We start from the raw sequence: 25,519 nt of genomic DNA on the forward strand, positions 1-25,519 counted from the left end.
GGTGCCGAGGCGGTGAGCAGTTCACGGACCGGGTGACGGGCCAGGACCGCGTCCACCTCCGGCGTCAACGCCGCCGCCAGCCGGGACGCGGCCGGGCGCTCCTCGTCGCGGAGGGCGGCCGTGGCGGCGCGCAGGACGGACCGTTTCCCGGCGCCCTTCGGCACTCCGGCGAGCGCCCGCTCGTACAGCCGCGCGCCCTCCTCCAGGACCAGGTCGGTGTCGATCCCGGCCGGGATCTTGACGCGTGCGTGGTGCCGCCAGGTGGTGACGGGGTCGGACCACGCCTCCACGGTGTAGGTCCAGTGGCCGGCTTCGCCGGCGGTGACGGTGGCTCCCCAGCGGTCGGTGCCCGGGGCGAGTTCACGCATCGGCGTCCACGGGCCGGCCCGGCCCTCGGGGTCCCTCAGCACGACGTTGGCGGCGACGGCGTCGTGACCCTCACGGAACACGGTGGCCGAGATCTCGAACGACTCGCCGGTCACGGCCTTGGCGGGCCGGCGTCCGAGCTGGACCATCGGCCGGACGTCCAGAACGGGTATGCGCCCGACGGCGGTCGCGTCGCCCGCGGAGGGTGGCTCCGGGACCGGCGGACCTGTGTCTGCGGGGCGCACGGGAGGTGCGTCGGTACGGGGTGTCGGGGGTGCTGACGAGTGGTGCGTGGCGGGCATGACCGCTCCTGTCCGCGTCAACGTGGGTGGGCGGATGGCTGTGGGGAGGTGGGTCCTGCGGTGGTCCGTCCGGGGGGTCTACCCGCATGGCCCACCTGCGTGGTGTACCCGAGGGTGTACCGAGGAAGCCTTCCCACCCTATTCGAGTGGGCAATCCGGCACTTTGTTAACTACTCACGCGTATGTCTACACACAAGACCGGCCCCGTTCGAGAGGAACGGGACCGGTGTCGGGACTCTGCCACGACGAGCCCGGGACTCTGCCAGGACCGGTCCCGGACTCTGTCATCAAGTGGCCGGAACCTGAAGGATTCTGTCCGGCGAACCGGGCCCCCGGCCGGACACCCTGCCGATCGCCGCCTGCGTCACCAGCGCCCTGGCGACCTGCGCGGGGGTGGCTTTCGGATGGTCGGCCAGGTAGAGCGCGGCCGCGCCCGCCGCGTGCGGCGCCGCCATCGACGTACCGGAGTACGTCGCCCTGGCGGTGTCGCTCGTGCGGGACGCCGACGTGATCGACACGCCGGGCGCGAACAGGTCCAGTGCCGAACCGTAGTTGGAGAAGGACGCGCGGGCGTCCCTCCGGTCGCTCGCGCCGACCGTGACGGCCTCCGTGACGTCCGCGGGCGAGTACAGGGCGGCCGCGAGACCGTCGTTGCCCGCCGCGACCGTATACGTGACGCCGGAGGCGATGGAGGCGCGTACGGCCGCGTCCAGCTGGGCGTTGTGGGTGCCGCCCAGGCTGAGGTTGGCGACCGCGGGCTTCCTCGCGTTCCGGGTGACCCAGTCGATGCCCGCGATGACCTGGGCCGTGGTGCCGGCCCCGGCGTTGTCGAGGACCCGTACGGCGACCACCCTGGCCTTCTTGGCGACGCCGTAGGAGGTGCCCGCGACGGTCCCGGCGATGTGCGTGCCGTGACCGTTGCCGTCCGCGGCCGTGCGGTCGCCGCCCACGAAGTCCCAGCCGTAGCTCGCGCGTCCGCCGAAGTCCCGGTGCGTGATCCGGATGCCGGTGTCGATGACGTACACCGTCACCCCGGCCCCCGCCGACTCCGGCGAGGTGTAGCTCCGGTCCAGCGACGGGTTCGGCCGGTCGATGCGGTCCAGGCCCCAGGACGGCGGGCTCTTCTGGGTGCGCTCCAGGCTCACCCGGGTGTCCTGGACGACCGAGGCGACGCGGGAGTCCGCCGCGAGGCGTCTCGCCTGTCTCTCGTCGGCCCGGATGGCGTAGCCGTTCAGAACCGTGCCGTAGGTGTGGCTGATTCTCACTCCGTACTTGGCGGCGAGGTCCTTGCCGGCCGCCGACGGAGCCTTCGTTCCCCCCTTCAGTGCCACCAGGTAGCTTCCGCTGACGGAGCCGGGCTCGCCGGCGCCGGCTATCCGCCCCTCCGGGGCGGCGTGCGCGGGCAGGGTGATGGCCGAAAGCACCGCGGCCGTGGTGACCGCGGTCAGGCCCGCCGCCCAGCGCAGACGCCGTGTACGCGTCCGTGCCATGGTCCGAGTTCCCCTCCTCGACTCGGCGCACGGCAGCCACCACGCCCGGGTACCACGACGTCGGCGGCCGGTACGCCGGGAGCAGCCTTTCGCGCGGAGCCAATCACCACAAGAGTGCCTGCGGGCCCGGAATCGGTCACAGGGCGCCGTAATGCCGTAAAGCCCGTTCCGTGTCACGCGGGGCGCCGGGCCACTCTTCCGGCTCAGCCGGGGCGCAGAGTCTCCCGGTGTCCCTCGGGTCGGCCCCGCCGGTACAGGCCCAGCGACTACCGTCGACAGTGACGACGAGGCGCACACCGCCGTGCGCCTCTCCTTACGCACGCCGAGGTGGAATGTGAAGGCGATCCGTCGATTCACCGTCCGTCCCGTTCTCCCCGAATCCCTGCGCCCGCTCAGCGATCTGGCCCGTAATCTGCGCTGGTCCTGGCATGCGGAGACCCGCGACCTCTTCCAGTCCGTCGACCCCGAGTGCTGGGCCGCCTCCGGCGGTGACCCGGTACGCCTGCTGGGCAGTGTGCCGCCCGCGCGGCTCGCGGCGCTGGCCGGGGACCGCCGCTTCCTGCGCCGTCTGCGGGCGGCCGCCGACGATCTGAACGACTATGTGACCGGAGACCGCTGGTACCAGACGCAGTCCGCGGAACTCCCCACCGCCGTCGCCTACTTCTCCCCGGAGTTCGGCGTCACGGCCGCCCTGCCCCAGTACTCGGGCGGCCTCGGCATCCTCGCCGGTGACCACCTCAAGGCGGCCAGCGACCTCGGCGTACCCCTGATCGGGGTCGGGCTGCTCTACCGGCACGGCTACTTCCGCCAGACCCTCTCCCGGGACGGCTGGCAACAGGAGCACTACCCGGTGCTCGACCCGCACGAGCTGCCGGTCGCCCAGCTGAAGGAGGCCGACGGCACCGCGGCGCAGGTCTCCCTCGCGCTGCCCGGCGGCAGGTCGCTGCGCGCCCGGATCTGGCTGGCACAGGTCGGCCGGGTCCCGCTGCTGATGCTCGACTCGGACGTCGAGGAGAACGACCTCGGCGAACGCGGCGTGACCGACCGGCTCTACGGCGGCGGCAGCGAGCACCGGCTGCTCCAGGAGATGCTCCTCGGTATAGGAGGTGTCCGGGCGGTCCGCACGTACTGCCGCCTGACCGGCCACCCGGAGCCGGAGGTGTTCCACACCAACGAGGGGCACGCCGGCTTCCTCGGCCTGGAGCGCATCGCGGAGCTGGGCGAGCGGGGGCTGGACTTCGACGCGGCCCTGGAGGCGGTCCGCGCGGGGACGGTGTTCACCACGCACACGCCGGTGCCGGCCGGCATCGACCGCTTCGACCGCGAGCTGATCGCCCGCCACTTCGGCGCCGAGGCCGAACTCCCGCACATCGATGTCGAGCGGGTCCTGCGGCTCGGCATGGAGACCTATCCCGGCGGGGAGCCCAACCTCTTCAACATGGCCGTGATGGGGCTGCGCCTGGCCCAGCGCGCCAACGGCGTGTCGCTGCTGCACGGCCAGGTCAGCCGGGGGATGTTCGCCGGTCTGTGGCCGGGATTCGACCCCGAGGAGGTGCCGATCACCTCCGTGACGAACGGGGTGCACGCCCCGACCTGGGTCGCCCCCGAGGTGCTGCGGCTGGGCGCCCGCCAGATCGGCGCCCAGCGCGCCGAGGACGCGCTGACCGTCGGCGGCTCGGAGCGCTGGGACGCGGTCGGCGACATCCCGGACCAGGAGGTCTGGGACCTGCGCCGGGACCTGCGCGAACAGCTGGTGGTGGAGGTGCGCGAACGGCTGCACGCCTCCTGGCGGCAGCGCGGTGCCGGTGCGGCCGAACTCGGCTGGATCGACGGGGTGCTCGACCCGGACGTCCTCACCATCGGCTTCGCGCGCCGGGTCCCGTCGTACAAGCGGCTGACGCTGATGCTGCGCGACCGCGACCGTCTGATGGACCTGCTCCTGCACCCCGAGCACCCCATCCAGATCGTGGTGGCGGGCAAGGCGCACCCGGCGGACGACGGCGGCAAGCGGCTCGTGCAGGAACTGGTGCGGTTCGCCGACGACCCGCGGGTGCGCCACCGGATCGTGTTCCTGCCCGACTACGGCATGGCGATGGCGCAGAAGCTCTACCCGGGCTGCGACATCTGGCTCAACAACCCGCTGCGCCCGCTGGAGGCGTGCGGTACCTCGGGCATGAAGGCGGCCCTCAACGGCTGCCTCAACCTCTCCGTACTGGACGGCTGGTGGGACGAGTGGTTCCAGCCGGACTTCGGCTGGGCGATCCCCACGGCGGACGGGTCCGGCACGGACCCCGACCACCGTGACGACATCGAGGCGGCCGCCCTCTACGACCTCCTCGAACAGCGGGTGGCACCCCGCTTCTACGAACGGGGCCAGCACGGTCTGCCCGACCGCTGGATCGAGATGGTCCGCCAGACGCTCACCCTGCTCGGCCCGAAGGTGCTGGCGGGCCGCATGGTGCGCGAGTACGTCGACCGCCTCTACACCCCCGCCTCCCACGCCCACCGCGCGATGACCCCGGCCGCCGCCGGTGAACTCGCCGTCTGGAAGGCCCGGGTGCGTGCCGCCTGGCACGGGGTGACCGTCGACCACGTGGAGACGGCCTCCGCCACGGCCACCGCGGAGCTCGGCACCACGCTCGTCCTGCGGGTGCGTGTCGGCCTGGGCGGCCTCGGCCCCGACGACGTCGAGGTACAGGCGGTCTCGGGCCGCGTGGACTCCGAGGACCGCATCACGGACGCGGCGACGGTCCCGCTGAAGCCGACGGGCGGCCCCGACCTGGAGGGCCGGTGGGTCTACGAGGGCCCGCTCTCACTGGACCGCACGGGTCCCTACGGCTACACGGTGCGCATCCTCCCGAACCACCGGCTCCTGGCGTCCGGAGCGGAGCTGGGGCTGCTGGCGGTTCCTTCGCAGGAGCTGGCGGAGGGGGCGGGGGTGTTGATGCGGTAGTCCGCTCGACGTGTCGCGCCGGTTGCGGAACCGGCGTGGGCGGGACCGGCGGCCCGGACAAGAGGGTCCGGTCCTTCCGGTACGCGGGTGAAGACCGCGGGCGGCAGTTCCTCGAGGCGGATCGGCCGGGCGCGGTCGGCGGCGGGGACTGACGGCGGGCAGGACGCACAGGGGCCCCATCGGAACTCCTCCGATGGGGCCGCTGTCGCCTCCGAGGGCCGGCGCGCATGACCGCAGGTCACTCCGTCGAGTACCCCGCGCACAGCTTTCGCAGCGCAGCCCCGCACCGTCGCGCATAGGCATGCTGCAACCCCCGTGTGGCCGGGCCGCCCGCGCGGGAGTACCACCTCGCGGGGCGGCTGAAGGCGGAGATGGTGAGCCAGACCGTGCCGTCGCCGGTGCGGTCGACGACGAAGGACTCCTCGCCGCTCTCGGGGTGGCCGGGCAGCGTGCCGTAGGCCCACCCGGCGCGGCGGTGGTCCTCGACCGTCCAGACCACGCGGCAGGGCGCCTTTATCAGGCCGGCGAGGGTGATGGTGACGTCGACGTCGGGGGCCGCCCGGTCGGCGGTGACGTCGAGGCCGACGCCCAGCTCGCGGTGCATCTCCCAGGTGAGGACGGCCTCGGCCGCCCGGCGGAAGAGTTCCTCGCCCTCGCCGAGCCGGGTGCGTACGTGCAGGGGGTGGAAGCCGGGGGGACAGAAACCGGCGTTCTCGCGGGTCGCGCCGACGTCCGCGTACGTGAAGGACATGGGAAGCAAGGGTAGGGCGGTACCCGGAACGTCCGCGTCCCGGGTACCGCCCTTGTTCCGCTGCCCTGGGGTCAGCTCACGTTGACGGCGGTCCAGGCCGCCGCCACCGCGTTGTACTCGGTGCTGCCGGAGCCGTACAGCGCCGCCGCCGCCGACAGGGTGCCGGTGCGGGCCGACTTGTAGTTGGTCGTCGACGTGAAGTACGTCGTCAGCGCCTTGTACCAGATCTGGAGCGCCTTGGCGCGGCCGATGCCGGTGACCGTGGAGCCGCTGTACGTCGGCGAGTTGTAGGAGACGCCGTTGATGGTCTTGGCGCCGCTGCCCTCCGAGAGGAGGTAGAAGAAGTGGTTCGCGACGCCGGACGAGTAGTGCACGTCCTTGTTGCCGACCGTGGAGGACCAGTAGTCCGACGAGCCGCCGTCCTTGCTGGGCTTGTCCATGTAGCGCAGCGGGGTGCCGTCGCCGTTGATGTTGATCTTCTCGCCGATGAGGTAGTCACCGACGTCGGAGGAGTTCGCCGCGTAGAACTCGACGCCGGTGCCGAAGATGTCGGAGGTGGCCTCGTTCAGGCCACCGGACTCACCGGAGTAGTTGAGGCCCGCGGTGTTGGAGGTGACACCGTGGCTCATCTCGTGGCCCGCGACGTCCAGCGAGGTGAGCGGGTGCGTGTTGCCCGACCCGTCGCCGTACGTCATGCAGAAGCAGCTGTCGTCCCAGAACGCGTTGACGTACGAGCTGCCGTAGTGGACCCGGGAGTAGGCGCCCACGCCGTTGTTCTTGATGCCGCTGCGGCCGAAGGTGTTCTTGTAGAAGTCCCAGGTCTCCTGGGCCCCGTAGGCGGCGTCCGCGGCGGCCGTCTGGTCCGTGGTGGAGCTGGAGGCGGTGCCGGTGCCCCACACGTCGTCGGCGTCGGTGAACAGCGTGCCGGTGCCCGACGTGCCGTGCTTGAGGTTGTACGTCTTGTGGCCGCCGCGCGTGCCGTCCGTCAGGTTGTACGTCGAGCCCGACTTGGTGGTGCTGAGCGTGACGGTGCCCGAGTAGAGGCTCTTGCCGGTGCCGGTCTCGATGCCCTGGTACTCGTAGAGCTTCTTGCCGGTGGCCGCGTCGGTGATGACGTGCAGCTCGTTCGGGGTGCCGTCGTCCTGGAGGCCGCCGACGACGGTCTCGTAGGCGAGGACCGGCGTGCCGTTGCCCGCCCAGATCACCTTGCGGGGCGCGGAGTCGGCCGCGGTCTTCGCCGAGCCGGCGGCCTGGGCCGCGGTCAGCGCCTGCTTCTCCGCCTTGGCGGCGGTGACCTGCGGCTTCACCGAGGCGACCTTGATGTCCGCCTTGAGGGCCTTGGTCACGCTTCTGGTCGCGCCGGAGGCCGACTGGTGGACGACCAGGTCGCCGCCGAGCACCGGCAGGCCCGCGTAGGTGCGCTCGTAGCGGGTGTGGACCGCGCCGTCGACGTCCTTGACGACGTCCTTGACGACCAGCTTCTCCTTGGCGCCGAGGCCTATCGCCGTGGCGGTCTCGGACGCGTCGGCCTGCTGCTGCTGGATGAGCGTGGTGCGGGCGGCCGAGGACAGCTGGAGGGGGGCCGCCGCGAGGGGGGCGACCGTCCTGCCGGAGTCGGTGGGGGTCTGAGCGGCAGCGGTACCGGTGGTCAGGCCGGTGGCGAGCAGGGCTCCGGCCGCGACGGCGGTGGCGATGGCCAGAGTGGTGCGCTGGTGACGCGCGTAGAGGGGGCTCACGCAAAGCTCCTTTGTGGGGGAGTCCGGACAGCGTGGGGTACTGACCGGAGGTGATGTGAAGTAGCTGTGCTGCGGCGGTTGGAGGAAGCCTGGCACCAAGGGCGCGTACATGTCAGGACCCCGAAGTGATGTTGGCTCAAAGTCGACTACCGGATGAACATTGCGGGAATGTAAACGGACTTGACCTGGGTCAAGGGCCGACCAGGGGTGCGCCTGCACATGGCAAAAAGGGGCACCGCCCCGGGGAGTCGAACCACCGGGGCGGCGCCCTGTCCGTGAACGCCCGTGTCGGGCGACGGGGCTACGGGAAGGTGATCTTCCAGCTGTTGATGTAGCCGGTGTCCTGGGCCGCCTGGTCCTGGACCCTCAACTTCCAGGCACCGTTGGCGACTTCGGAGGACGCGTTGACCGTGTAGGTCGCGACCACGTTGTCCGCCGAGTCGGAGGAGCTGAAGTTCTTCAGGCGGTACGCCGTCCCGTCCGGGGCCAGCAGGTCGATCACGAGGTCACCGCGCCAGGTGTGCACGATGTCGACCGAGACCTGGAGGTTCGTCGGGGCGTTGCCGGTCCGCCCGGAGACGGTGATCGACGACGTGACGGCCGCGCCGTTGTCCGGAATCGATACGTCGGCGGTGTTCTCGAAGGAGGTGCCGCCACCGCCGCCACCGGAGCGCGAGCCGACCGCGACGGCCGCCCAGGCGTCCTGCACGGCCTTGTACTCGGCGCTCGTCGTGCCGTACAGCTCACCCGCCGCCGCGAGGCTGCCGGTGCGGGCCGCCGCGTAGTTGGTGGTCGAGGTGAACTTCGTGGTGAGGGCGCGGAACCAGATCTTCTCCGCCTTGGCGCGGCCGATGCCGGTGACCGGAAGGCCGTCGGAGGTCGGCGAGTTGTAGCTGACGCCGTTGATGACCTTGGCGCCGCTGCCCTCGCTCAGCAGGTAGAAGAAGTGGTTCGCCGGGCCCGAGGAGTAGTGCACGTCGACCGAGCCGATGCCGGAGTACCAGCTGTCCTTGGACGCGCCGTCCTTGCTGGGCTTGTCCATGTAGCGCAGCGGCGTGCCGTTGCCGTTGATGTCGATCTCCTCGCCGATGAGGTAGTCACCGACGTCGGAGGGGTTCGCCGCGTAGAACTCGACCGCCGTGCCGAAGATGTCCGAGGTGGCCTCGTTCAGGCCGCCGGACTCGCCCGAGTAGTTCAGGCCCGCGGTGTTGGAGGTGACGCCGTGCGTCATCTCGTGGCCGGCCACGTCGATCGCCGTGAGCGGGTGGGTGTTGCCGGAGCCGTCGCCGTAGGTCATGCAGAAGCAGCTGTCGTCCCAGAAGGCGTTGACGTAGTTGTTGCCGTAGTGGACGCGCGAGTACGCGCCCACGCCGTCGCCGCGGATGCCGGAGCGCCCCTGCACGTTCTTGTAGTAGTCCCACGTCAGCGCCGCGCCGTAGTGCGCGTCGGCGCCGGCGGTCTCCAGGTTGGACGCGCTTCCGTTGCCCCAGGTGTCGTCGGGGCCCGAGAAGAGGGTGCCGGTGCCGGAGGTGCCGTGGTTCAGGTTGTTCGTCCGGTGTCCGCCGCGGGTGCCGTCGGTCAGGTTGTACGTCGACCCCGACTGCGTGCTGCCGAGCGTGACCGTGCCGCTGTACATCGTGTTGCCGGTGCCGGTCTCGATGCCCTGGTACTCGTAGAGCTTCTTGCCGGTGGCCGCGTCCGTGATCACGTGCAGCTCGTTCGGGGTGCCGTCCTCCTGGAGGCCGCCGACGACGGTCTCGTAGGCGAGGACCGGCGTGCCGTTCGCGGCCCACACGACCTTGCGCGGCGCCCGGTCGGTGGCGGCCTTGTCGGCGCCTGCGGACCGGGCGAGGGAGAGGGCCTGTGCCTCCGCCTGGGTGGCGGGGACGGCCGCCGTGAGCGAGGCGACCTTGATGGCGGACCGGGTGGCCTTGGTGACGGCCGTGGTGTCACCGGACTTGGCGGTGTCGACGACCAGGTCGCCGCCGAGGACCGGGAGGCCGTCGTAGGTGCGCTCGTAGCGGGTGTGGACGGTGCCGTCGGCGTCCTTGAGGACGTCACGGACGACCAGCTTCTCCTTGGCGCCCAGGCCCAGGTCCTTGGCGGTGTCCGCCTTGGCGGCGTCCGCCGCGTGGATCAGCTCGGCGCGCTGGGCGGGGGTGAGCCGCACCGACTCGGCGCCCGGCCTGGCCTGGCCCGAGGCCGACGGCACCTGGTCGGGGGCGGCGGACGCGGCACCGGACTGCACGGCGGCGGCGATCAGCGCCGAGACGCCGACGAGGGCGACGGCGGCGGCCTTGCGGTACGGGGTGTGGGAGGTGCGTCTGCGAGAGGAACTGCTGCTCACACTGACTCCTTCTGCGTGGCCGCGGATCGCACGGCCAGGGGAGACCGGGCGGCGGGTCGGCCGTCCGGGCAGAACAAGGCGGTACGCAGAACCACGTGCATGAGAGCTACGGCCGGACACAGCGGCAAAGCTGTGGGGTTGCTGTGAGGCGGCCGTGAGAAGGGTGACAGGAGATTGCGCTCTCTGTCAGGGGCGCGTCAGGAAGTTGGCCGGAAACGGTCCGTTGTCCGGGAGTTCGTGTTCGATATACGGATTGTTGAGTCTGCTGCCCGGCGCCTGGTGGCGCGTGTGCTGCCGGGGACGGAGCGGCGAATGTGTCTCCAGGGACGGCTTGTCGAGTGAGCTGCCGGGGAGCGAGTGGCGCGAGTGCTGCCGGGGACGTCGCGCCGCGTCGTCCGGGACGTCAGGCAGCCGGGTCCGCCGGGTCTCCGTGCCAGGTCCGCCACAGCGCGGCGTACGCCCCGCCCGCCGCCACCAGCTCCTCGTGCGTGCCGAGTTCGGTGAGGCGGCCGTCCTCCATCACGGCCACGCGGTCGGCGTCGTGCGCGGTGTGCAGCCGGTGCGCGATCGCGATGACCGTACGGCCCTCCAGTACGGCGGCCAGCGCACGTTCGGTGTGGCGGGCGGTGGCCGGATCGAGCAGCGCCGTGGCCTCGTCGAGGATCAGCGTGTGCGGGTCGGCCAGTACCACCCGGGCCAGGGCGAGTTGCTGCGCCTGTGCGCCGTCCGTGTCGCAACCGCCTTCCCCCAGCTCGGTGTCGAGGCCTCCCGGCAGCTCGCGCACCCACGTCTCGGCGCCGACCGCTCCGAGCGCGGCCCACAACTGCGCGTCCGTGGCGGACGGTTCCGCGATCCGCAGATTGTCGCGGACCGTGCCGAGGAAGACATGGTGCTCCTGGGTGACCAGCACGACCTGGCGGCGCAGCCGCTCCGGACCGAGCCCGGCGACCGGCACCCCGCCCACCGTCACCGAGCCGGCGTCCGGCGCGTCCACGCCCGCCAGCAGCCGGCTCAGCGTGGTCTTGCCCGCGCCGGAGGGGCCGACCACCGCCAGCCGCTCCCCGGGCCGTACGGTCAGATCGACGCCGCGCAGCACCTCGCCGCCGCGTTCGTAGGCGTAGCGCACGCCGGTCACGTCGATGCGGTCGTCCGCCGGCACCGCCGAGTCCCCGGCGCCGCCCGCCCGCGGGACCCGCGCGAGCCCCTCCACCCGTGCGAACGACGCGCCGCTGCTCTGCAGTTGCTCCACCCGCATCAGGACCTCGTCCAGCGGGGTGCCGAGCTGCCTCAGGTACAGCGCGACCGCCACCACCGACCCCAGGCTCATCTCCCCGTGCCCGTGCAGCACCCCGCCGACCAGGAGCACGCCCGCCACCGGCAGGACGTAGGACACCTCCACCGTCGGGAAGAACACCGTCCGCAGGAACAGCGTGTACAGCCGGCTGCGCCGGGAGACCTCCAGCGCCTCGCGGCTCGCCGCGATCCGCCGCGGCCCGAGACGGAACGCCTCGACGGTACGCGCCCCGGACGCGGTCGACCCGAGGATCTCCGCGACCTCCGAGCCCGCGGCCCCCTCCGCCAGATAGCCGTCCCGGGCCCGGCGCAGATACCAGCGCAGTGCCACCCCGATCGGGGCCAGACAGCACACCCCCACCGCGCCGAGCAGCGGGTCGAGCGCGAAGACCGCGCCCAGCAGGAACAGCGCCTGCACGGAGTTGATCAGCAGCTCGGGCCCGGCGTCGCGCAGAGTGGTGCCGACGATCGTCACGTCGGCCGTGCCGCGCGCCGTCAGATCGCCGGGCCCGGCCCGCTCCACCACGTTGGCGGGCAGCGCCAGCGCCCGGTCGACGAACTCCTCGCGCACCCGCGCCAGCGTCCGCTCCCCGAACCGGTGCCCCGCGTACCGCGCCCAGCGCGCCAGCAGCAGCTGAACCAGCGCGCACAGGGCGATGACGGCCGCCAGCCGGTCCACCGCCCCGACACCGCTCCCGGCCCGCACCTCGTCGACGATCCGTCCCAGCAGCCACGGCGCGGCGAGTCCGGCCGCGGCGGCCGCCGCGTTCAGGCCCAGCACGGCCCAGAACCCCCGCCCGTCGGCCCGGACCAGCCGCACCGCGGCCCGTCGCACGTCGACGCGTCCGGCGACGGGAAGCTGCCCCCGGCTCATGCCACGACCTCCTCGGTGTCCGCGTCCGTGTCGGCGCTGCGCGCCACCAGTGCCCGGTAGCCGGGCTGTTCCGCCAGCAGCCCCCGGTGGGTGCCGGTGGCCGCGACCTTGCCGTCCGCCAGGTAGTGAACGGTGTCGGCGTGGTCGAGCACGAGCGGGGAGGTGCTGGTCAGCACGGTCGTACGACCGCTGCGCGCGAGCCGCAGCCGGGCGGCCACCGCCGCCTCGGTGTGCGCGTCGAGCGCCGACGTCGGTTCCACCGCCAGCAGCACCTCGGGGTCGCACAGCAGCGCCCGCACCAGCCGGACCCGCTGCCGCTGACCGCCGGAGAGGTTGCGGGCCTGGGCGTCGATCGCCGAGTCCAGCCCGTCCGGCAGGCCCTGCACGATGTCGTCGGCCACGGCCGAGTGCACCGCGCGCCAGATGTCCCGCTCGGCCGGCTCCCGGTGTCCGCCGATCAGCTCGCGCAACGTCCCGGCGAACAGGTCGGCCTCGTGGTCGGCGACCAGGATCCGGGCCCGGACCTGCGGCAGCGGGATCTCGTCCAGCCGCGTCCGGCCCCAGGTGGCCGCCGACGGCGCGTACCGGCCCAGGCGGTCGAGGACGGCGGCCGTGTCGGCGTGCCGCGCCCCGGCCAGCACGGTCAGCCGCCCCGGCGTCACCCGGACCCCGGACTCCGGGTCGTGCAGCACCGCCGGTTCGGCCGGAGCCGCGCACGGGCCGTCGTCCGGCTCGGGCTCCAGCCGCAGCAGCCGTACCACCCGCCGGGCGGCCACCACACCCCGGCCGAGCTGGTAGCCGCACTCGACGAGGAACGCCACCGGGACCACCAGGACCGCGACATAGCCGTACACCGCCACCAGCTCGCCGACGCTGATGTCCCCCTGGGCGGCCAGCCGCGCCCCGAGCCAGGTCACCACGGCGAGGAACAGTGTCGGCAGCCCCATCCCGAGCGCCTGCATCCAGCTCGTCACCGCACCGACCCGGTACCCCTGCTCCCGCAGCCGCCCCGAGTCCCGGCGGAAGGCGTCCGCGAACAGCTGCTTGCCGCCGAGGCCGTTGAGGACCCGCAGGCCGCCCGCCAGATCGCCGACGCGCGCGGTCAGCACACCCTGCCGCTGCCGGTACTCCGACTCCACCCGCTGCAACCGCCCCATCAGCGGCCCGACGAGCACGACGAGCACCGGCACCCCGAGCAGCACCACGGCGGCCAGCCGGGCCGACACCGACAGCAGCAGTCCGGCGACCACGCCGTAGGCGACGATCGCGCCGACGCCGGGCCCGACCGCCGTCAGGGACGTGCTGATCGTCTGCACGTCGCCCACGCCGATCGTGACCACCTCACCGGCCCCGACCCGGCGCGGCAGCGCGGCCCCCAGCCGCACCGCGTGCCCGACGACCACCTTGACCGTGCGGAAGTTGGCGTCCATCCGCACCCGGGTCATCGTGCGGTGCCGCATGATCCCCAGCCAGGCGTTGAACGCCCCGACCGCGACCAGCACGGCCGTCCACCCGGCCAGCGCGCCCAGGTCGCCCGGCTCCAGACCGTCGTCGATCGCCCGGGACATCAGATACGGCGTCGCCGCCCCCAGCACCATCCAGACACTGGCGATCACCGCGCCCGCGACGGACCGCCCCGGCTGCCGGGTCACCAGCCACCACAGATACCGCCCGCCGCCGCGGTGGTCGGGCGTGCCGGGGTCCTCGTACGCGTCGATCATCCTTCGGGCTCCCCCGCTCAGACCAGACTGTCCCGCCAGGCGCGGTGCAGGTCCGAGAACCTGCCGCTGCCCGCGGTCAGCTCGGCCGGACTGCCGTCCTCCACGATCCGTCCGTGCTCCATGACCAGCACCCGGTCGGCGATCTCGACGGTCGACAGCCGGTGCGCGATCACGACCGCGGTACGGCCGCGCAGCACCGTCGACATCGCGCGCTGTACGGCCCGCTCCCCGGGGATGTCCAGCGAACTCGTCGCCTCGTCGAGGATCAGCACCGCCGGATCGGCGAGCAGCGCCCGCGCGAAGGCGACGAGCTGACGCTGCCCGGCGGAGATCCGGCCGCCCCGCTTGCGGACGTCCGTGTCGTAGCCGTCGGGCAGGGCGCTGATGAACTCGTGCGCGCCGATCGCCTTCGCCGCCCGCTCGATCTCCTCCCGGCTCGCGTCCGGGCGGCCGATGGCGATGTTCTCGGCGACCGTGCCGGAGAACAGGAACGCCTCCTGCGTCACCATGACCACCCCGCGCCGCAGTTCGGGCAGCGCGAGCTCGCGCAGGTCGACCCCGTCCAGCAGGACCCGGCCGGCGGTGGGGTCGTAGAAGCGGGCGAGCAGCTTGGCCAGGGTGGACTTGCCGGCGCCGGTCGAGCCGACCACGGCGACGGTCTGTCCGGCCGGGAGGGTCAGGTCGAAGCGGGGGAGGATCTCGCCGCCGGTGCGGTAGCCGAAACGGACGCCGTCGAAGACGACCGCGCGGCCGGGGTGCTCGCCCTTGAGAGCCGGAAGCTCCACGGGCGTCGCCGCCTCCGGCACGGACGGCGTCTGGGCCAGCAGCCCCGCGATCTTCTCCAGCGAGGCGGCCGCCGACTGGTAGGAGTTGAGGAACATGCCGAGCCGGTCGATGGGGTCGTACAGCCGCCGCAGGTACAGCACCGCCGCCGCGAGCACACCCAGCTCCAGCGAGCCGTCCGCCACCCGGCGGGCCCCCCACAGCACGGTCACCGCGAGCGCCGTGTTGGACACCAGCCGGGAGTTGACGACATAGCGGGCCATCTCCAGCAGGGCGTCGCCGTTCGTGCGCTCGTGCCGTCGGTTGAGGACGGCGAACTCGGCGTCGTTGGCGGCCTCGCGGCGGAAGGAGCGCACCGGCCGGATGCCGTTCATCGTCTCCACGAACTTCACGATCACGGCCGCGATCGCCGTGGACCGCTCCCGGTACACCTCGCCCGCCCGCCGCTGGTACAGCCGCACCAGCAGGTACAGCGGCATCGCCGAGGCCACCGCGACCGCGCCGATGCCCAGGTCCAGCCAGAGCAGCATCGCCGAGATGTACACGAACGACAGCAGGACGGTCACCAGCTCCTGGAGCCCCTCGTTGAGCAGCTCGCGCAGCGACTCGACGTCCGTCGTGGAGCGGGAGATCAGCCGGCCCGAGGTGTAGCGCTCGTGGAAGTCGACGCTGAGCGCCTGCGCATGGCGGAAGATCCGGCCGCGCAGGTCGAGCAGCACGTCCTGGTTCACCCGGGCGGAGACCACGGTGAACGCGTACTGCAGCACGCCCGAGCCCAGCGCGCACAGCAGATAGGCGACGGCCACCGCGAACAGCGGTCCGTGGTCGTCGTCCCGGAACGCCGGTACGGCCCGGTCGATGGCGTACGCCACCAGCAGCGGACCCGCCTGCACCGCGGCCTGCTGGAGCAGCAGCAGGACCGTGGTCAGCACCACCCGCCGCTTCATCGGGGCCAGCAGCGAGCGCAGCAGCGCGGCCGTGGCGCCGGGCGGGGTGGGCAGAACGTCACGGTCGAAGGGGTCGCCGGCGTCCTCGCGGCGGGGCAGTTCCTCCTCCCCGTCGGTGGGGGGAGCGGACGTCGTGGCGGCGGTCATCGGTCGCTCTCCTCGTGGCCGGACGGTTCCCCGGTCTCGTCCCCGGACATCAGCCGGGCGTACTCCGCGTTCGTGCGCAGCAGTTCCTGGTGGGTGCCGACCGCCGCGATCCGGCCGTCGCGCAGCAGCGCGACCCGGTCGGCGAGCAGGACCGTGGACGGGCGGTGGGCGACGATCAGGGCCGTGGTGTCCGCCAGCACCCGGCGCAGCGCGGCCTCCACGGCGGCCTCCGTGTGGACGTCCAGGGCCGACAGCGGGTCGTCGAGGACCAGGAACCGCGGCCGGCCGACCACCGCTCGCGCCAGCGCCAGCCGTTGCCGCTGGCCGCCGGACAGGCTCAGGCCCTGTTCGCCGACCTGGGTCTCGGTGCCCTGCGGCAGCGCGTGCACGAAGTCGGCCTGGGCGACGGCCAGCGCCCGTTCCAGCTCCGGTACGCCGGCCTCGCCGTCGGCGCCCATCAGGACGTTGTCCCCGACGCTCGCGGAGAACAGCGTGGGTTCCTCGAAGGCGACGGCGACCTTGGCGCGCAGCTGCGCCCGGGACATCGCGGTGATGTCCTCGCCGTCCAGCGTGATCCGCCCGGACGTCACCTCGTGCAGCCGGGGGACCAGCGCGGTGAGCGTGGTCTTGCCGCTTCCGGTGGCCCCGACCAGGGCCATCGACTCACCGGGGCGGATGTGCAGCTCGATGTGGTCGAGCAGGGGCGGGGAGTCCGGCGGGGCGTCGGGGTAGCGGAAGCGGACGTCGTGGAAGCGCAGTCCTCGGTCCTCGGTCCGCGCGACGGAGCCGTCCGCCGCGGACGACTCCGGCTGTTCGTCCATCACCTCGAAGTACCGCTCGGTCGCCGTCGACGCCTCCTGGCTCATCGCCAGCAGGAAGCCGATGGACTCCACCGGCCAGCGCAGCGCCAGCGCGGTCGACAGGAAGGCCACCAGCGTGCCCGCCGACAGGCTCCCGTCCGCGACCTGCACCGACCCGACCACCAGCGCCGCCCCGATGGCCAGCTCCGGCAGGGTCACGATGACCGCCCAGATCGCCGCCAGCAGCCGCGCCTTGCGCAGTTCCGTGCCGCGCAGCGTCCACGACAGCTCCCGGAACGCCCGCGCCTGACTGCGGTGCCGCCCGAACCCCTTGATGATGCGGATGCCGAGCACGCTCTCCTCGACGACCGTGGTCAGATCGCCGACCTGGTCCTGCGCCAGCCGCGCCACCTCGGCGTACCGTCTCTCGAAGACCACGCACATGATCATCACGGGCACCGCCGGGCCGAGGATCACCAGACCCAGCGTCCAGTCCTGAAGCAGCATGATGCCCACGCCGATCAGGATCGTCACGCCGTTGACCAGCAGGAATGTCAGCGGGAAGGCGAGGAACATCCGCACCAGCATCAGGTCGGTGGTCGCCCGGGACAGCAACTGCCCCGACGCCCACCGGTCGTGGAAGGCCACCGGCAGCCGCTGGAGGTGCCGGTACAGCCGGGCCCGCATCGACGCCTCGACGTGCGACAGCGGCCGCGCGACCAGCCACCGCCGCAGCCCGAACAGCAGCGCCTCGGCGAGCCCGAGCAGCAGCAGGTACAGCGCGCCCAGCCACACGCCCCCGGAGTCCCGGTCGGCGACCGGTCCGTCCACCATCCACTTCAGCACCAGCGGGATCACCAGCCCCACGCAGGAGGCCAGGATCGCCACGAGCGCGGCGGTGAACAGCCGACCTCGCACCGGGCGCACGTAGGGCCACAGGCGCAGCAGGGCGCGTACGGCGGAGCGGTTTTTGGTGGTGGCACGTGTCGTGGGCATCAGGAGCGAGCCTACGGATCGCCACTGACAACGCCCACCGAGTTTTGGCCGGACCCGGGTCGGGCGTTGGTCCTACGACCTGGCGCGGGATCCCCGGCCGACCGGCGCGCGAGCGCGCTCAGCCCACCCGCAGCAGCAGCACGGCCCGGGCCGGCACCGTGATCGCCGTCCCCGCCCGGTGCACCTCCTCCGGGGCCTCCTCCTGCTCCTCCCGTGACGTGTCGACGACCACCTCGTACCGCTCCGCCCACGGCGCCCCCGGCAGCACGAAGCTCACCGGGCGGTCCCCGGCGTGCAGCACGGCCAGAAAGCTGTCGTCGACGATCGGCGCGCCGCGCTCGTCGCGGCCCGGGATGTCCCGCCCGGACAGATACATGCCGAGGGTGGCGGCGGGCGCGTACCAGTCCCGTTCCGTCATCTCCGAGCCCCGCGCGGTGAACCAGGCCAGGTCCCGCAAGCCGTCCGCCGAGTGCGCCCGCCCGGAGAAGAACGCCCGGCGCCGCAGCACCGGATGCCGGTGGCGCAGCGCGATCAGCCGCGACGTCAGGTCGAACAGGGCGCGCCAGCCGGGGTCGTCCAGCAGGCTCCAGTCCAGCCAGCTGATCTCGTTGTCCTGGCAGTAGGCGTTGTTGTTGCCGCGCTGGGTGCGCCCCAGCTCGTCGCCCGCGACCAGCATCGGCACGCCCGTCGACAGCAGCAGGGTGGTCAGCAGGTTGCGCAGCTGCCGGCGCCGCAGCGCCCGCACCCGCGCGTCGTCGCTGCCGCCCTCGGTCCCGCCGTTCCACGACCGGTTGTCGTCCGTGCCGTCCCGGTTGCCCTCGCCGTTCGCCTCGTTGTGCTTGCGCTCGTACGACACCAGGTCACGCAGGGTGAATCCGTCGTGCGCGGTGACGAAGTTGACGGAGGCGTACGGCCGCCGCCCGCCCCAGGCGTACAGGTCGCTCGACCCCGACAGCCGGTAGCCCATCTCGCGGACGTCCGGCAGGGCGTGCCGCCAGAAGTCCCGTACGGCGTTGCGGTAGCGGTCGTTCCACTCCGTCCACAGCGGCGGGAACGCCCCCACCTGGTAGCCGCCCGAGCCGACGTCCCACGGCTCGGCGATGAGCTTCACCCGCCGCAGCACCGGGTCCTGGGCGATGACGGCCAGGAACGGGGAGAGCATGTCGACGTCGTGCATCGAGCGGGCCAGTGCGGCAGCCAGGTCGAAGCGGAAGCCGTCGACGCCCATCTCCGACACCCAGTAGCGCAGCGAGTCGGTGATCAGACGCAGCACGTGCGGCTGGACCACGTGCAGCGTGTTGCCGCAGCCGGTGTAGTCGGCGTAGCGGCGGGCGTCCGACTGGAGCCGGTAGTAGCCGCGATTGTCGATGCCCTTCAGGGACAGCGTCGGGCCGAGCTCGCCCGCCTCCGCCGTGTGGTTGTAGACCACGTCGAGGATCACCTCGATGCCGGCCGCGTGCAGCGCCCGGACCATGCTCTTGAACTCGCCGACCTGCTGTCCCGTCGTACCGGAGGCGGCGTAGCCCGCGTGCGGGGCGAAGTAGCCGATCGAGTTGTAGCCCCAGTAGTTGCGCAGTCCCCGCCGCAGCAGATGGTCCTCGTGCGCGAACTGGTGCACCGGCAGCAGTTCCACGGCCGTCACGCCCAGCCGCACCAGATGGTCGATCGCCGCCGGGTGCGCGAGGCCCGCGTAGGTGCCGCGCAGCTCCTCGGGGATGCCGGGGTGCAGCTTGGTGAACCCCCTGACATGCAGTTCGTAGATCACCGAGTCGGCCCAGGGCGTCTTCGGACGGCGGTCGTCCGCCCACTCGTCGTCGGGAGCGTCGTCGTGCACGACGACACCCTTGGGGACGTACGGCGCCGAGTCACGGTCGTCGCGCACGGTGTCCGCGACCTGCTGCTGGGGCCAGTCGCGCACATGTCCGTACACCTCCGGCGGCAGCCCGAAGTCGCCGTCCACCGCCCGCGCGTACGGGTCCAGGAGCAGCTTCGCCGGGTTCCAGCGGGCGCCGGTCCACGGGTCCCAGCGGCCGTGCACCCGAAAGCCGTAACGCTGGCCGGGCATCACACCCGGCACGAAGCCGTGCCAGATCTCGTGCGTCAGTTCGGTGAGGCGGGTGCGGGTCTCCCGGCTGTCCGGACCGCGTCCGTCGAACAGACACAGCTCGACCGCCTCCGCCCCGCCCGCCCACAGCGCGAAGTTGGTGCCCGCCACCCCGTCCGGGCCGACCCGGAACCGGGCGCCCAGCGGCATCGGCGCGCCCGGCCACACGGGCACGCCCGGCGTCCTGCGCTGCGCGCCGTTCGCGGCGGCGGCCGGGCGTCCGTCCTCGGTGGCGCGCTCTTCCGCCACCGCCTCCTGCTCGGCTGCGCTGGACACGGTTCGGCCTCCCGCGGCTCATGACACGTCGTGGAACACGAGGAAACGGGCGTGCGGCGTCCCGGCCGCGGCTCCCCGTCGCGTCGTCCTCCCCACTGTTCTGCCCAGCTCGTGCCTCGCACTCACGTTTCCCCGGGGCGGGCCGGTCGTTGGGGTCGGTGTGAGGCATGTACAAAGGCGCGCACGGCGCGCGGGGGCCGCGCTGGCCGCCGTACTGACATGGGCAGGGCTGCTTGCGGGCGCCGTCGGCTGCGACGCGGACCCGACGGGAGGGATCGATGTCGGAGGGCTGTTCGGCAAGCCCCCGGCGGCCGAGGACGTCATCCGGATCTCGCCGGGTGACGCCACCAAGGGGGTGCGCACCCAGGATCCGTTGCGGATCCGGGTGACCAGCGGCCGGCTGGAGTCGGTGAAGGTCGTCAAGTCGCAGGACGCCCAGCGGACCCCGGTGCCCGGCCGGGTCTCCTCGGACGGACTGCGCTGGGAACCCGGGGAGAAACTGGCGCTGGCCGCCGAGTACACCGTCGACGTGGTGGCCAGCGACGAGGGCGGCCACCGCTCCGCCCGGCACGCGACGTTCACGACGTACGTCCCCCCGGAGCGGTTCATCGGCTACGTCACGCCGGAGAATCGTTCCACGGTCGGCACCGGCATGATCGTGTCGGTGGCGTTCAGCCGTGAGATCGAGAACCGGGCCGCCGTCGAACGCGCCGTCCGGGTCACCGCGAAACCGGCCGTCGAGATCCGCCCGCACTGGTTCGGCAAGGACCGCCTCGACTTCCGCCCCCGGGACTACTGGAAGCCCGGCACCCAGGTCACCGTCGAGGTGCGCCTGCGGGACGTAGAGGGAGCGCGCGGGGTCTACGGGCTGCAGTACCGGACGACCTCCTTCACGATCGGCCGCAGCCAGGTCTCGCTGGTGGACGCGGCGAAGCACACGATGCAGGTGCGGCGCGACGGACAACTGCTGGCGACCGTGCCCATCACCGCGGGCGCCCCGAAGACCACCACCTACAACGGCAAGATGGTGGTGCTGGAGATGCTCGACGTCACCCGCATGAACGGCAGCACGGTCGGCTTCGGCGGCGAGTACGACATCCCCGACGTCCCGCACGCCATGCGCCTGACCGATTCCGGCACCTTCCTGCACGGCAACTACTGGTCGCCGGACGCCCCGGGCAGCGTCAACGTCAGCCACGGCTGCGTGGGCCTGCGGGACGTCAAGGGCGGCAGCCCGGACACGCCCGCGGGCTGGTTCTACGACCGCAGCCTGATCGGTGACGTCATCGAGGTCGTCCACAGCAATGACAAAACGGTCTCTCCCGGCAACGGGCTCGGAGGATGGAACATGGGGTGGAAGGAGTGGAAAGCGGGCGGCGCGGACAAGTAGCCAGGTGAGACGCGGGGCCCGGGGGCCCGGGGAAGCGGCGGGAGTTGGGACGGAACAGTGACAATCGCCAAGCTCCGGCCGCCCTGATCATGTGGTTAATATGCGCCAATGTGCGCGTGGGACGCGCTGGGGTGCGGGCTGGGCCGGGGCCCGGCGAGGGGAGAAGAAGTGAACGTGCGACCGATATCGGGGGCGTCGGTTGACGCGCGCGAGGGTCTGACGCAGGGGCGGGGCCGCGGGGGGCTGCGGGCGCTGGCACTCGGCGTGCTGCTGGTCACCGTCACCGCCTGCGGCGGAGGCGGCGGGTCGGACTCCGGGTCAGGCGACGGCAAGGACAAGGGCGACGGCTCGGCCGCGGCGCAGAGCGCGCAGTCGGAGGCGGTCGTCACCATCGTGCCCAAGGCCGGTGCCAAGGAGGTCGACACCAGCGGCGTCCTCAAGGTCACCGCCGCCAAGGGCAAGCTGACCGAGGTCTCGGTCAAGGACGCCAAGGGCACGCAGGTCGACGGCGCGATCTCGGCGGACGGCACCGGCTGGACGCCCGCCACGCACCTGGCGGCGTCCACCAAGTACGAGGTGCACGCGGTCGCCAAGGACGCCAAGGGCCGCACGGCCGCCGAGGACTCCTCCTTCACCACGCTCAGCCCGCAGAACACCTTCGTCGGCAACTTCACGCCCGAGGACGGCTCCACCGTCGGTGTCGGGATGCCGTTCTCGGTCCGCTTCACGCGCGGCATCACCAAGCCGGCGGACGTGGAGAAGGCCATCGAGATCAAGACCGAGCCGGCGGTCGACGTCGAGGGCCACTGGTTCGGCAACGACCGCCTGGACTTCCGGCCCGAGACGTACTGGCAGTCCGGCACCAAGGTCACGGTGAAGCTGAACCTCGACGGCGTCGAGGGCCGCAAGGGCGTCTACGGCAAGCAGTCCAAGACCGTCTCCTTCACCATCGGCCGCAACCAGGTGTCCGTCGTGGACGCCAAGAAGCACACGATGAAGGTCACGCAGGACGGCAAGGTCGTCAAGACCATCCCGGTCACCACCGGCAAGCCGGGCTACGCCACCTGGAACGGCCAGATGGTCATCAGCGAGAAGTTCACGGTGACCCGGATGAACGGCGACACCGTCGGCTACGACGGCGAGTACGACATCAAGGACGTGCCGCACGCCATGCGCCTGACCAACTCCGGCACCTTCGTGCACGGCAACTACTGGGGCGGCGGCGCCTTCGGCAACTACAACGCCAGCCACGGCTGCATCGGCCTGCGGGACGTGCGCGGCGGCTACGACAGCGGAGTGCCGGCCGCCTGGTTCTTCAACCACTCGATCGTCGGCGACGTGGTGGAGGTCAAGAACTCCACCGACCCGACGGTCGACCCGGCCAACGGCTTCAACGGCTGGAACATGTCGTGGGACAAGTGGAAGGCCTGAGCGGCGACCGCAGGCCCTGAGCGGCGAGCATGGGTACGGCCCCGGTGTGAGGTACGGCACCGGGGCCGTACGCCGTTAGTCCCCGTTAACCTGCTGGCATGACTGTGCATCTTGAAGTCGCCGAGGGCGTGGGGACCATCCGCCTGGACCGTCCGCCCATGAACGCGCTGGACGTGGCCGTCCAGGACCGTCTCAGGGAACTGGCCGAGGAGGCCACCCGCCGCGAGGACGTGCGCGCGGTGGTGCTGTACGGCGGGGAGAAGGTGTTCGCGGCGGGCGCGGACATCAAGGAGATGCAGGCGATGGACCACACGGCGATGGTCCTGCGCTCGCGCGGCCTGCAGGACTCGTTCACCGCGGTGGCCCGTATCCCCAAGCCGGTGGTCGCGGCCGTCACCGGCTATGCGCTGGGCGGCGGCTGCGAACTGGCCCTGTGCGCGGACTACCGGATCGCGGCGGACGACGCCAAGCTCGGCCAGCCGGAGATCCTGCTCGGCCTGATCCCGGGCGCGGGCGGCACCCAGCGCCTGGCCCGGCTGATCGGACCCTCCAGGGCGAAGGACCTGATCTTCACGGGCCGCATGGTGAAGGCGGAGGAGGCGCTGGCGCTCGGCCTGGTGGACCGTGTGGTCCCGGCCGCCGAGGTCTACCCGGCCGCCCACGCCTGGGCGGCGAAGCTGGCTCAGGGCCCGGCGCTCGCGCTGCGCGCGGCGAAGGAGTCGATCGACACGGGTCTGGAGACGGACATCGAGACCGGCCTGACCGTGGAACGCAACTGGTTCGCCGGGCTGTTCGCGACGGAGGACCGCGAGCGTGGGATGCGCAGCTTCGTTCAGGAGGGCCCGGGCAAGGCCAAGTTCCTCTGAAACCCGGCCGGTGAATCTTCCCCGAACCACTTGCAATTGACGCGGTGTCTGATCCGGGTCCCTCGATGGGGCTGTTTATGGGAGCCTTAAGGCGACCTTAAGTCTGCCTTGTCGAGGGAGCCTGTCGATTGCCGTCGATCGAGCCGTCGCCGCAGGTCGGAGGGGCCATGAAGGCCGCTGAACTGCCAACGGCATATGCCGATCGAATCGAGCGGAACGCTGCGTTCCGGGGGGCGTATTCCTCCAGAACGGCCCCGGAGGCGTCCTCGGGCCGCCATGATGGGGGCATGGCGGGGCTGGAGGGCATCGAACAGCCGCGGGGACACGGCCGTCCGACCGCGGCGCGCTGGTCGCCTGCGGTCGAGGACGAGCGGGCCCTCAAGGCGCTCGAGTTGTGCGGCAATCCGACCGAGGCGGAGGTCCAGTTGCCGTCCCGCCCGGAGTCCGCGGCCACCGCGCGCCGGCTGGCCCAGGTGGTGGTCCTGCGTCATTGGGGCCTGACCCCCAAGATGACGGAGGACGCGGTCCTCCTGGTCTCCGAACTCGTCGGCAACGCCGTACGCCACACCGGGGCCCGGGTCTTCGGCCTCCGGATGCGCCGCCGCCGGGGCTGGATCCGCGTCGAGGTCCGCGACCCCTCCAGGGGGCTGCCCTGTCTGATGCCGGTGCAGGAGCTGGACATCAGCGGCCGGGGCCTGTTCCTCGTCGACAAGCTCTCCGACCGGTGGGGGGTCGACCTGCTGCCGCGGGGGAAGACGACCTGGTTCGAGATGAGGGTGACGGACCGCTGACGCCGGCGCCGTCACCCACCCCGCACCGACCCCGCCCCCGCGTCGCCCTCGCCCTCGCCTTCCACGGCCGGGGCGCCCCGGCCGACGCGCGCCTCTCCGCACCGAGGCCGGGCAGCGCCCGCCGCACTGCTACCGAACCCTGAGCAGCGCCCGCCGCACCGCTCCGAATGCCGAGCCGCGTCCGCCGCACCGCTCCGAGGCCGGGCCGGGCCCGCCGCTCCGCTCCGTACGCCGGGCCGCGTCCTCCGCTCCGCTCCGTACGCCGGGCCGCGTCCTCCGCTCCGCTCCGTACGCCGGGCCGCGTCCGCCACTCCGCTCCGAATGCCGGGCCGCGCCCGCCACTCCGCTCCGAATGCCGGGCCGCGCCCGCCACTCCGCTCCGTACGCCGGGCCGCGTCCGCCGCACTGCTACCGAACCCTGAGCAGCACCCGCCGCACCGCTCCGAATGCCGGGCCGCGCCCGCCGCACCGCTACCGAACGCTGAGCAGCGCCTCCGACCCCACCGGAAGGTAACCGGCCGCCTGGAACGCCCGCAGGCTGCGGGCGTTCCCCGGCGAGATCTGGGCCCACACCGGTTCGCCCCCGCCCAGGTGCCGGGCCGCCGTCATCAGCCGCCGTCCCAGCCCCCGGTGCCGTAGGTCCTCGGCCACCTCGACCGCGACCTCCAGCCGCCCCGCGACCCCGCGCCCCAGCACCAGCACTCCGCCCTCGACGGTCCACACCCGTACGTCGTCCCGCCGCCGGCGTGAGCTGACGACCCGTGGATGATTCGGGTCCGCCAGTTCCGTCAGGGGCAGCGGCGGTGCGCCCGGCAGTGGGGAGCCGACCACGAGCAGGTCGATCGTGTCGCTCGCGCGCCCCGTGCGGTCCAGCAAGGCCGTCAGGAACCGGGGGTTCATGGCCGCCGCGAGCGGGTCGCAGTCCGCCGCCCGCAGTGCCTGCCGTATCCACCGCGGGTCCTCGTCCGTGAAGACGACGGAGTGCGCGGTGAAGGCGATGACCCCGGCGTCGCGCCGGCCGTGCTGGGGCACGACGGTCGTTCCGCCGTCCGCCGGCGGGAAGACGCCCCGGGCCGCCGCGTCGAGAATGTCCCGCAGGGTCTGCGCCATCCCGGCCCGTCTCCTCGCTTGAGTCTCCACCCACTGGAAGGCCCA

16 protein-coding genes are annotated in these 25,519 nt (G+C 72.4%); 5 read left to right on the forward strand and 11 right to left on the reverse strand.

Annotated features, from left to right (window positions below; translation table 11 throughout):
- Both ACFV0T_RS23295 and ACFV0T_RS23300 read right to left on the reverse strand, forming a co-directional pair.
- Window positions 1-668 (reverse strand): maltotransferase domain-containing protein (locus tag ACFV0T_RS23295; RefSeq protein ID WP_385782246.1); only part of this gene is annotated, 668 nt, incomplete at its 3' end.
- Between the two features lie 287 nt (window positions 669-955).
- Window positions 956-2,158 carry a S8 family peptidase gene (locus ACFV0T_RS23300; RefSeq protein ID WP_385782249.1) on the reverse strand — a complete coding sequence of 401 codons (1,203 nt, stop codon included), beginning with the start codon at window positions 2,156-2,158 and terminating at the stop codon, window positions 956-958.
- A gap of 334 nt (window positions 2,159-2,492) precedes the next feature.
- Here ACFV0T_RS23300 and ACFV0T_RS23305 point away from each other — a divergent pair, with 334 nt between their 5' ends.
- Entirely contained in the window at window positions 2,493-5,111 is a 2,619-nt protein-coding gene (locus tag ACFV0T_RS23305) for a glycosyltransferase family 1 protein (RefSeq protein ID WP_385782251.1), read from the forward strand.
- A 238-nt stretch (window positions 5,112-5,349) separates the two neighbouring features.
- Here the strand turns inward: ACFV0T_RS23305 and ACFV0T_RS23310 are convergent, their stop codons facing one another.
- From ACFV0T_RS23310 to glgX, 8 genes are all read right to left on the reverse strand, one after another.
- Complete coding sequence (locus ACFV0T_RS23310) at window positions 5,350-5,862, reverse strand: DUF1990 family protein (RefSeq protein ID WP_385782254.1); 513 nt, start codon at window positions 5,860-5,862, stop codon at window positions 5,350-5,352.
- Window positions 5,863-5,933: 71 nt separating this feature from the next.
- Window positions 5,934-7,598, reverse strand: a complete 1,665-nt coding sequence (locus ACFV0T_RS23315) for a M4 family metallopeptidase (RefSeq protein WP_385782256.1) — start codon at window positions 7,596-7,598, stop codon at window positions 5,934-5,936.
- 301 nt (window positions 7,599-7,899) lie between these two features.
- Complete coding sequence (locus tag ACFV0T_RS23320) at window positions 7,900-9,945, reverse strand: M4 family metallopeptidase (RefSeq protein ID WP_385782258.1); 2,046 nt, start codon at window positions 9,943-9,945, stop codon at window positions 7,900-7,902.
- A 403-nt stretch (window positions 9,946-10,348) separates the two neighbouring features.
- Entirely contained in the window at window positions 10,349-12,112 is a 1,764-nt protein-coding gene (locus ACFV0T_RS23325) for an ABC transporter ATP-binding protein (protein WP_385782260.1), read from the reverse strand.
- On the reverse strand, window positions 12,109-13,833 hold the full coding sequence (locus tag ACFV0T_RS23330; RefSeq protein ID WP_385782263.1) for an ABC transporter transmembrane domain-containing protein: 1,725 nt from the start codon (window positions 13,831-13,833) through the stop codon (window positions 12,109-12,111). Before ACFV0T_RS23330 ends, ACFV0T_RS23325 begins: the two co-directional genes overlap by 4 nt.
- A 17-nt stretch (window positions 13,834-13,850) precedes the next feature.
- Window positions 13,851-15,710 carry an ABC transporter ATP-binding protein gene (locus tag ACFV0T_RS23335; RefSeq protein WP_385782266.1) on the reverse strand — a complete coding sequence of 620 codons (1,860 nt, stop codon included), beginning with the start codon at window positions 15,708-15,710 and terminating at the stop codon, window positions 13,851-13,853.
- Complete coding sequence (locus ACFV0T_RS23340; protein ID WP_385782269.1) at window positions 15,707-17,506, reverse strand: ABC transporter ATP-binding protein; 1,800 nt, start codon at window positions 17,504-17,506, stop codon at window positions 15,707-15,709. Before ACFV0T_RS23340 ends, ACFV0T_RS23335 begins: the two co-directional genes overlap by 4 nt.
- A 118-nt stretch (window positions 17,507-17,624) precedes the next feature.
- Complete coding sequence (glgX, locus tag ACFV0T_RS23345) at window positions 17,625-19,886, reverse strand: glycogen debranching protein GlgX (RefSeq protein ID WP_385782270.1); 2,262 nt, start codon at window positions 19,884-19,886, stop codon at window positions 17,625-17,627.
- A gap of 160 nt (window positions 19,887-20,046) precedes the next feature.
- Here glgX and ACFV0T_RS23350 point away from each other — a divergent pair, with 160 nt between their 5' ends.
- The 4 genes from ACFV0T_RS23350 (at window position 20,047) to ACFV0T_RS23365 (ending at window position 24,364) form a co-directional block, all read left to right on the forward strand.
- The gene (locus tag ACFV0T_RS23350) at window positions 20,047-21,276 is read left to right on the forward strand and encodes an Ig-like domain-containing protein (RefSeq protein WP_385782273.1); all 1,230 of its coding nucleotides are present in this window, start codon (window positions 20,047-20,049) and stop codon (window positions 21,274-21,276) included.
- Window positions 21,277-21,444: 168 nt separating this feature from the next.
- Window positions 21,445-22,707 (forward strand): Ig-like domain-containing protein, encoded by a 1,263-nt coding sequence (locus ACFV0T_RS23355; protein WP_385782276.1) that lies wholly within the window; start codon window positions 21,445-21,447, stop codon window positions 22,705-22,707.
- A gap of 98 nt (window positions 22,708-22,805) precedes the next feature.
- Window positions 22,806-23,573 carry an enoyl-CoA hydratase/isomerase family protein gene (locus ACFV0T_RS23360; RefSeq protein WP_385782279.1) on the forward strand — a complete coding sequence of 256 codons (768 nt, stop codon included), beginning with the start codon at window positions 22,806-22,808 and terminating at the stop codon, window positions 23,571-23,573.
- Between the two features lie 287 nt (window positions 23,574-23,860).
- On the forward strand, window positions 23,861-24,364 hold the full coding sequence (locus ACFV0T_RS23365) for an ATP-binding protein (RefSeq protein WP_385782282.1): 504 nt from the start codon (window positions 23,861-23,863) through the stop codon (window positions 24,362-24,364).
- Between the two features lie 471 nt (window positions 24,365-24,835).
- Here ACFV0T_RS23365 and ACFV0T_RS23370 read toward each other — a convergent pair whose 3' ends face one another.
- Entirely contained in the window at window positions 24,836-25,474 is a 639-nt protein-coding gene (locus tag ACFV0T_RS23370; RefSeq protein ID WP_385782285.1) for a GNAT family N-acetyltransferase, read from the reverse strand.
- Between the last annotated feature and the right edge of the window lie 45 nt (window positions 25,475-25,519).

Origin of the sequence: Streptomyces sp. NPDC059582 (assembly GCF_042735715.1) — a bacterium.
Taxonomy (GTDB): Bacteria; Actinomycetota; Actinomycetes; order Streptomycetales; family Streptomycetaceae; genus Streptomyces.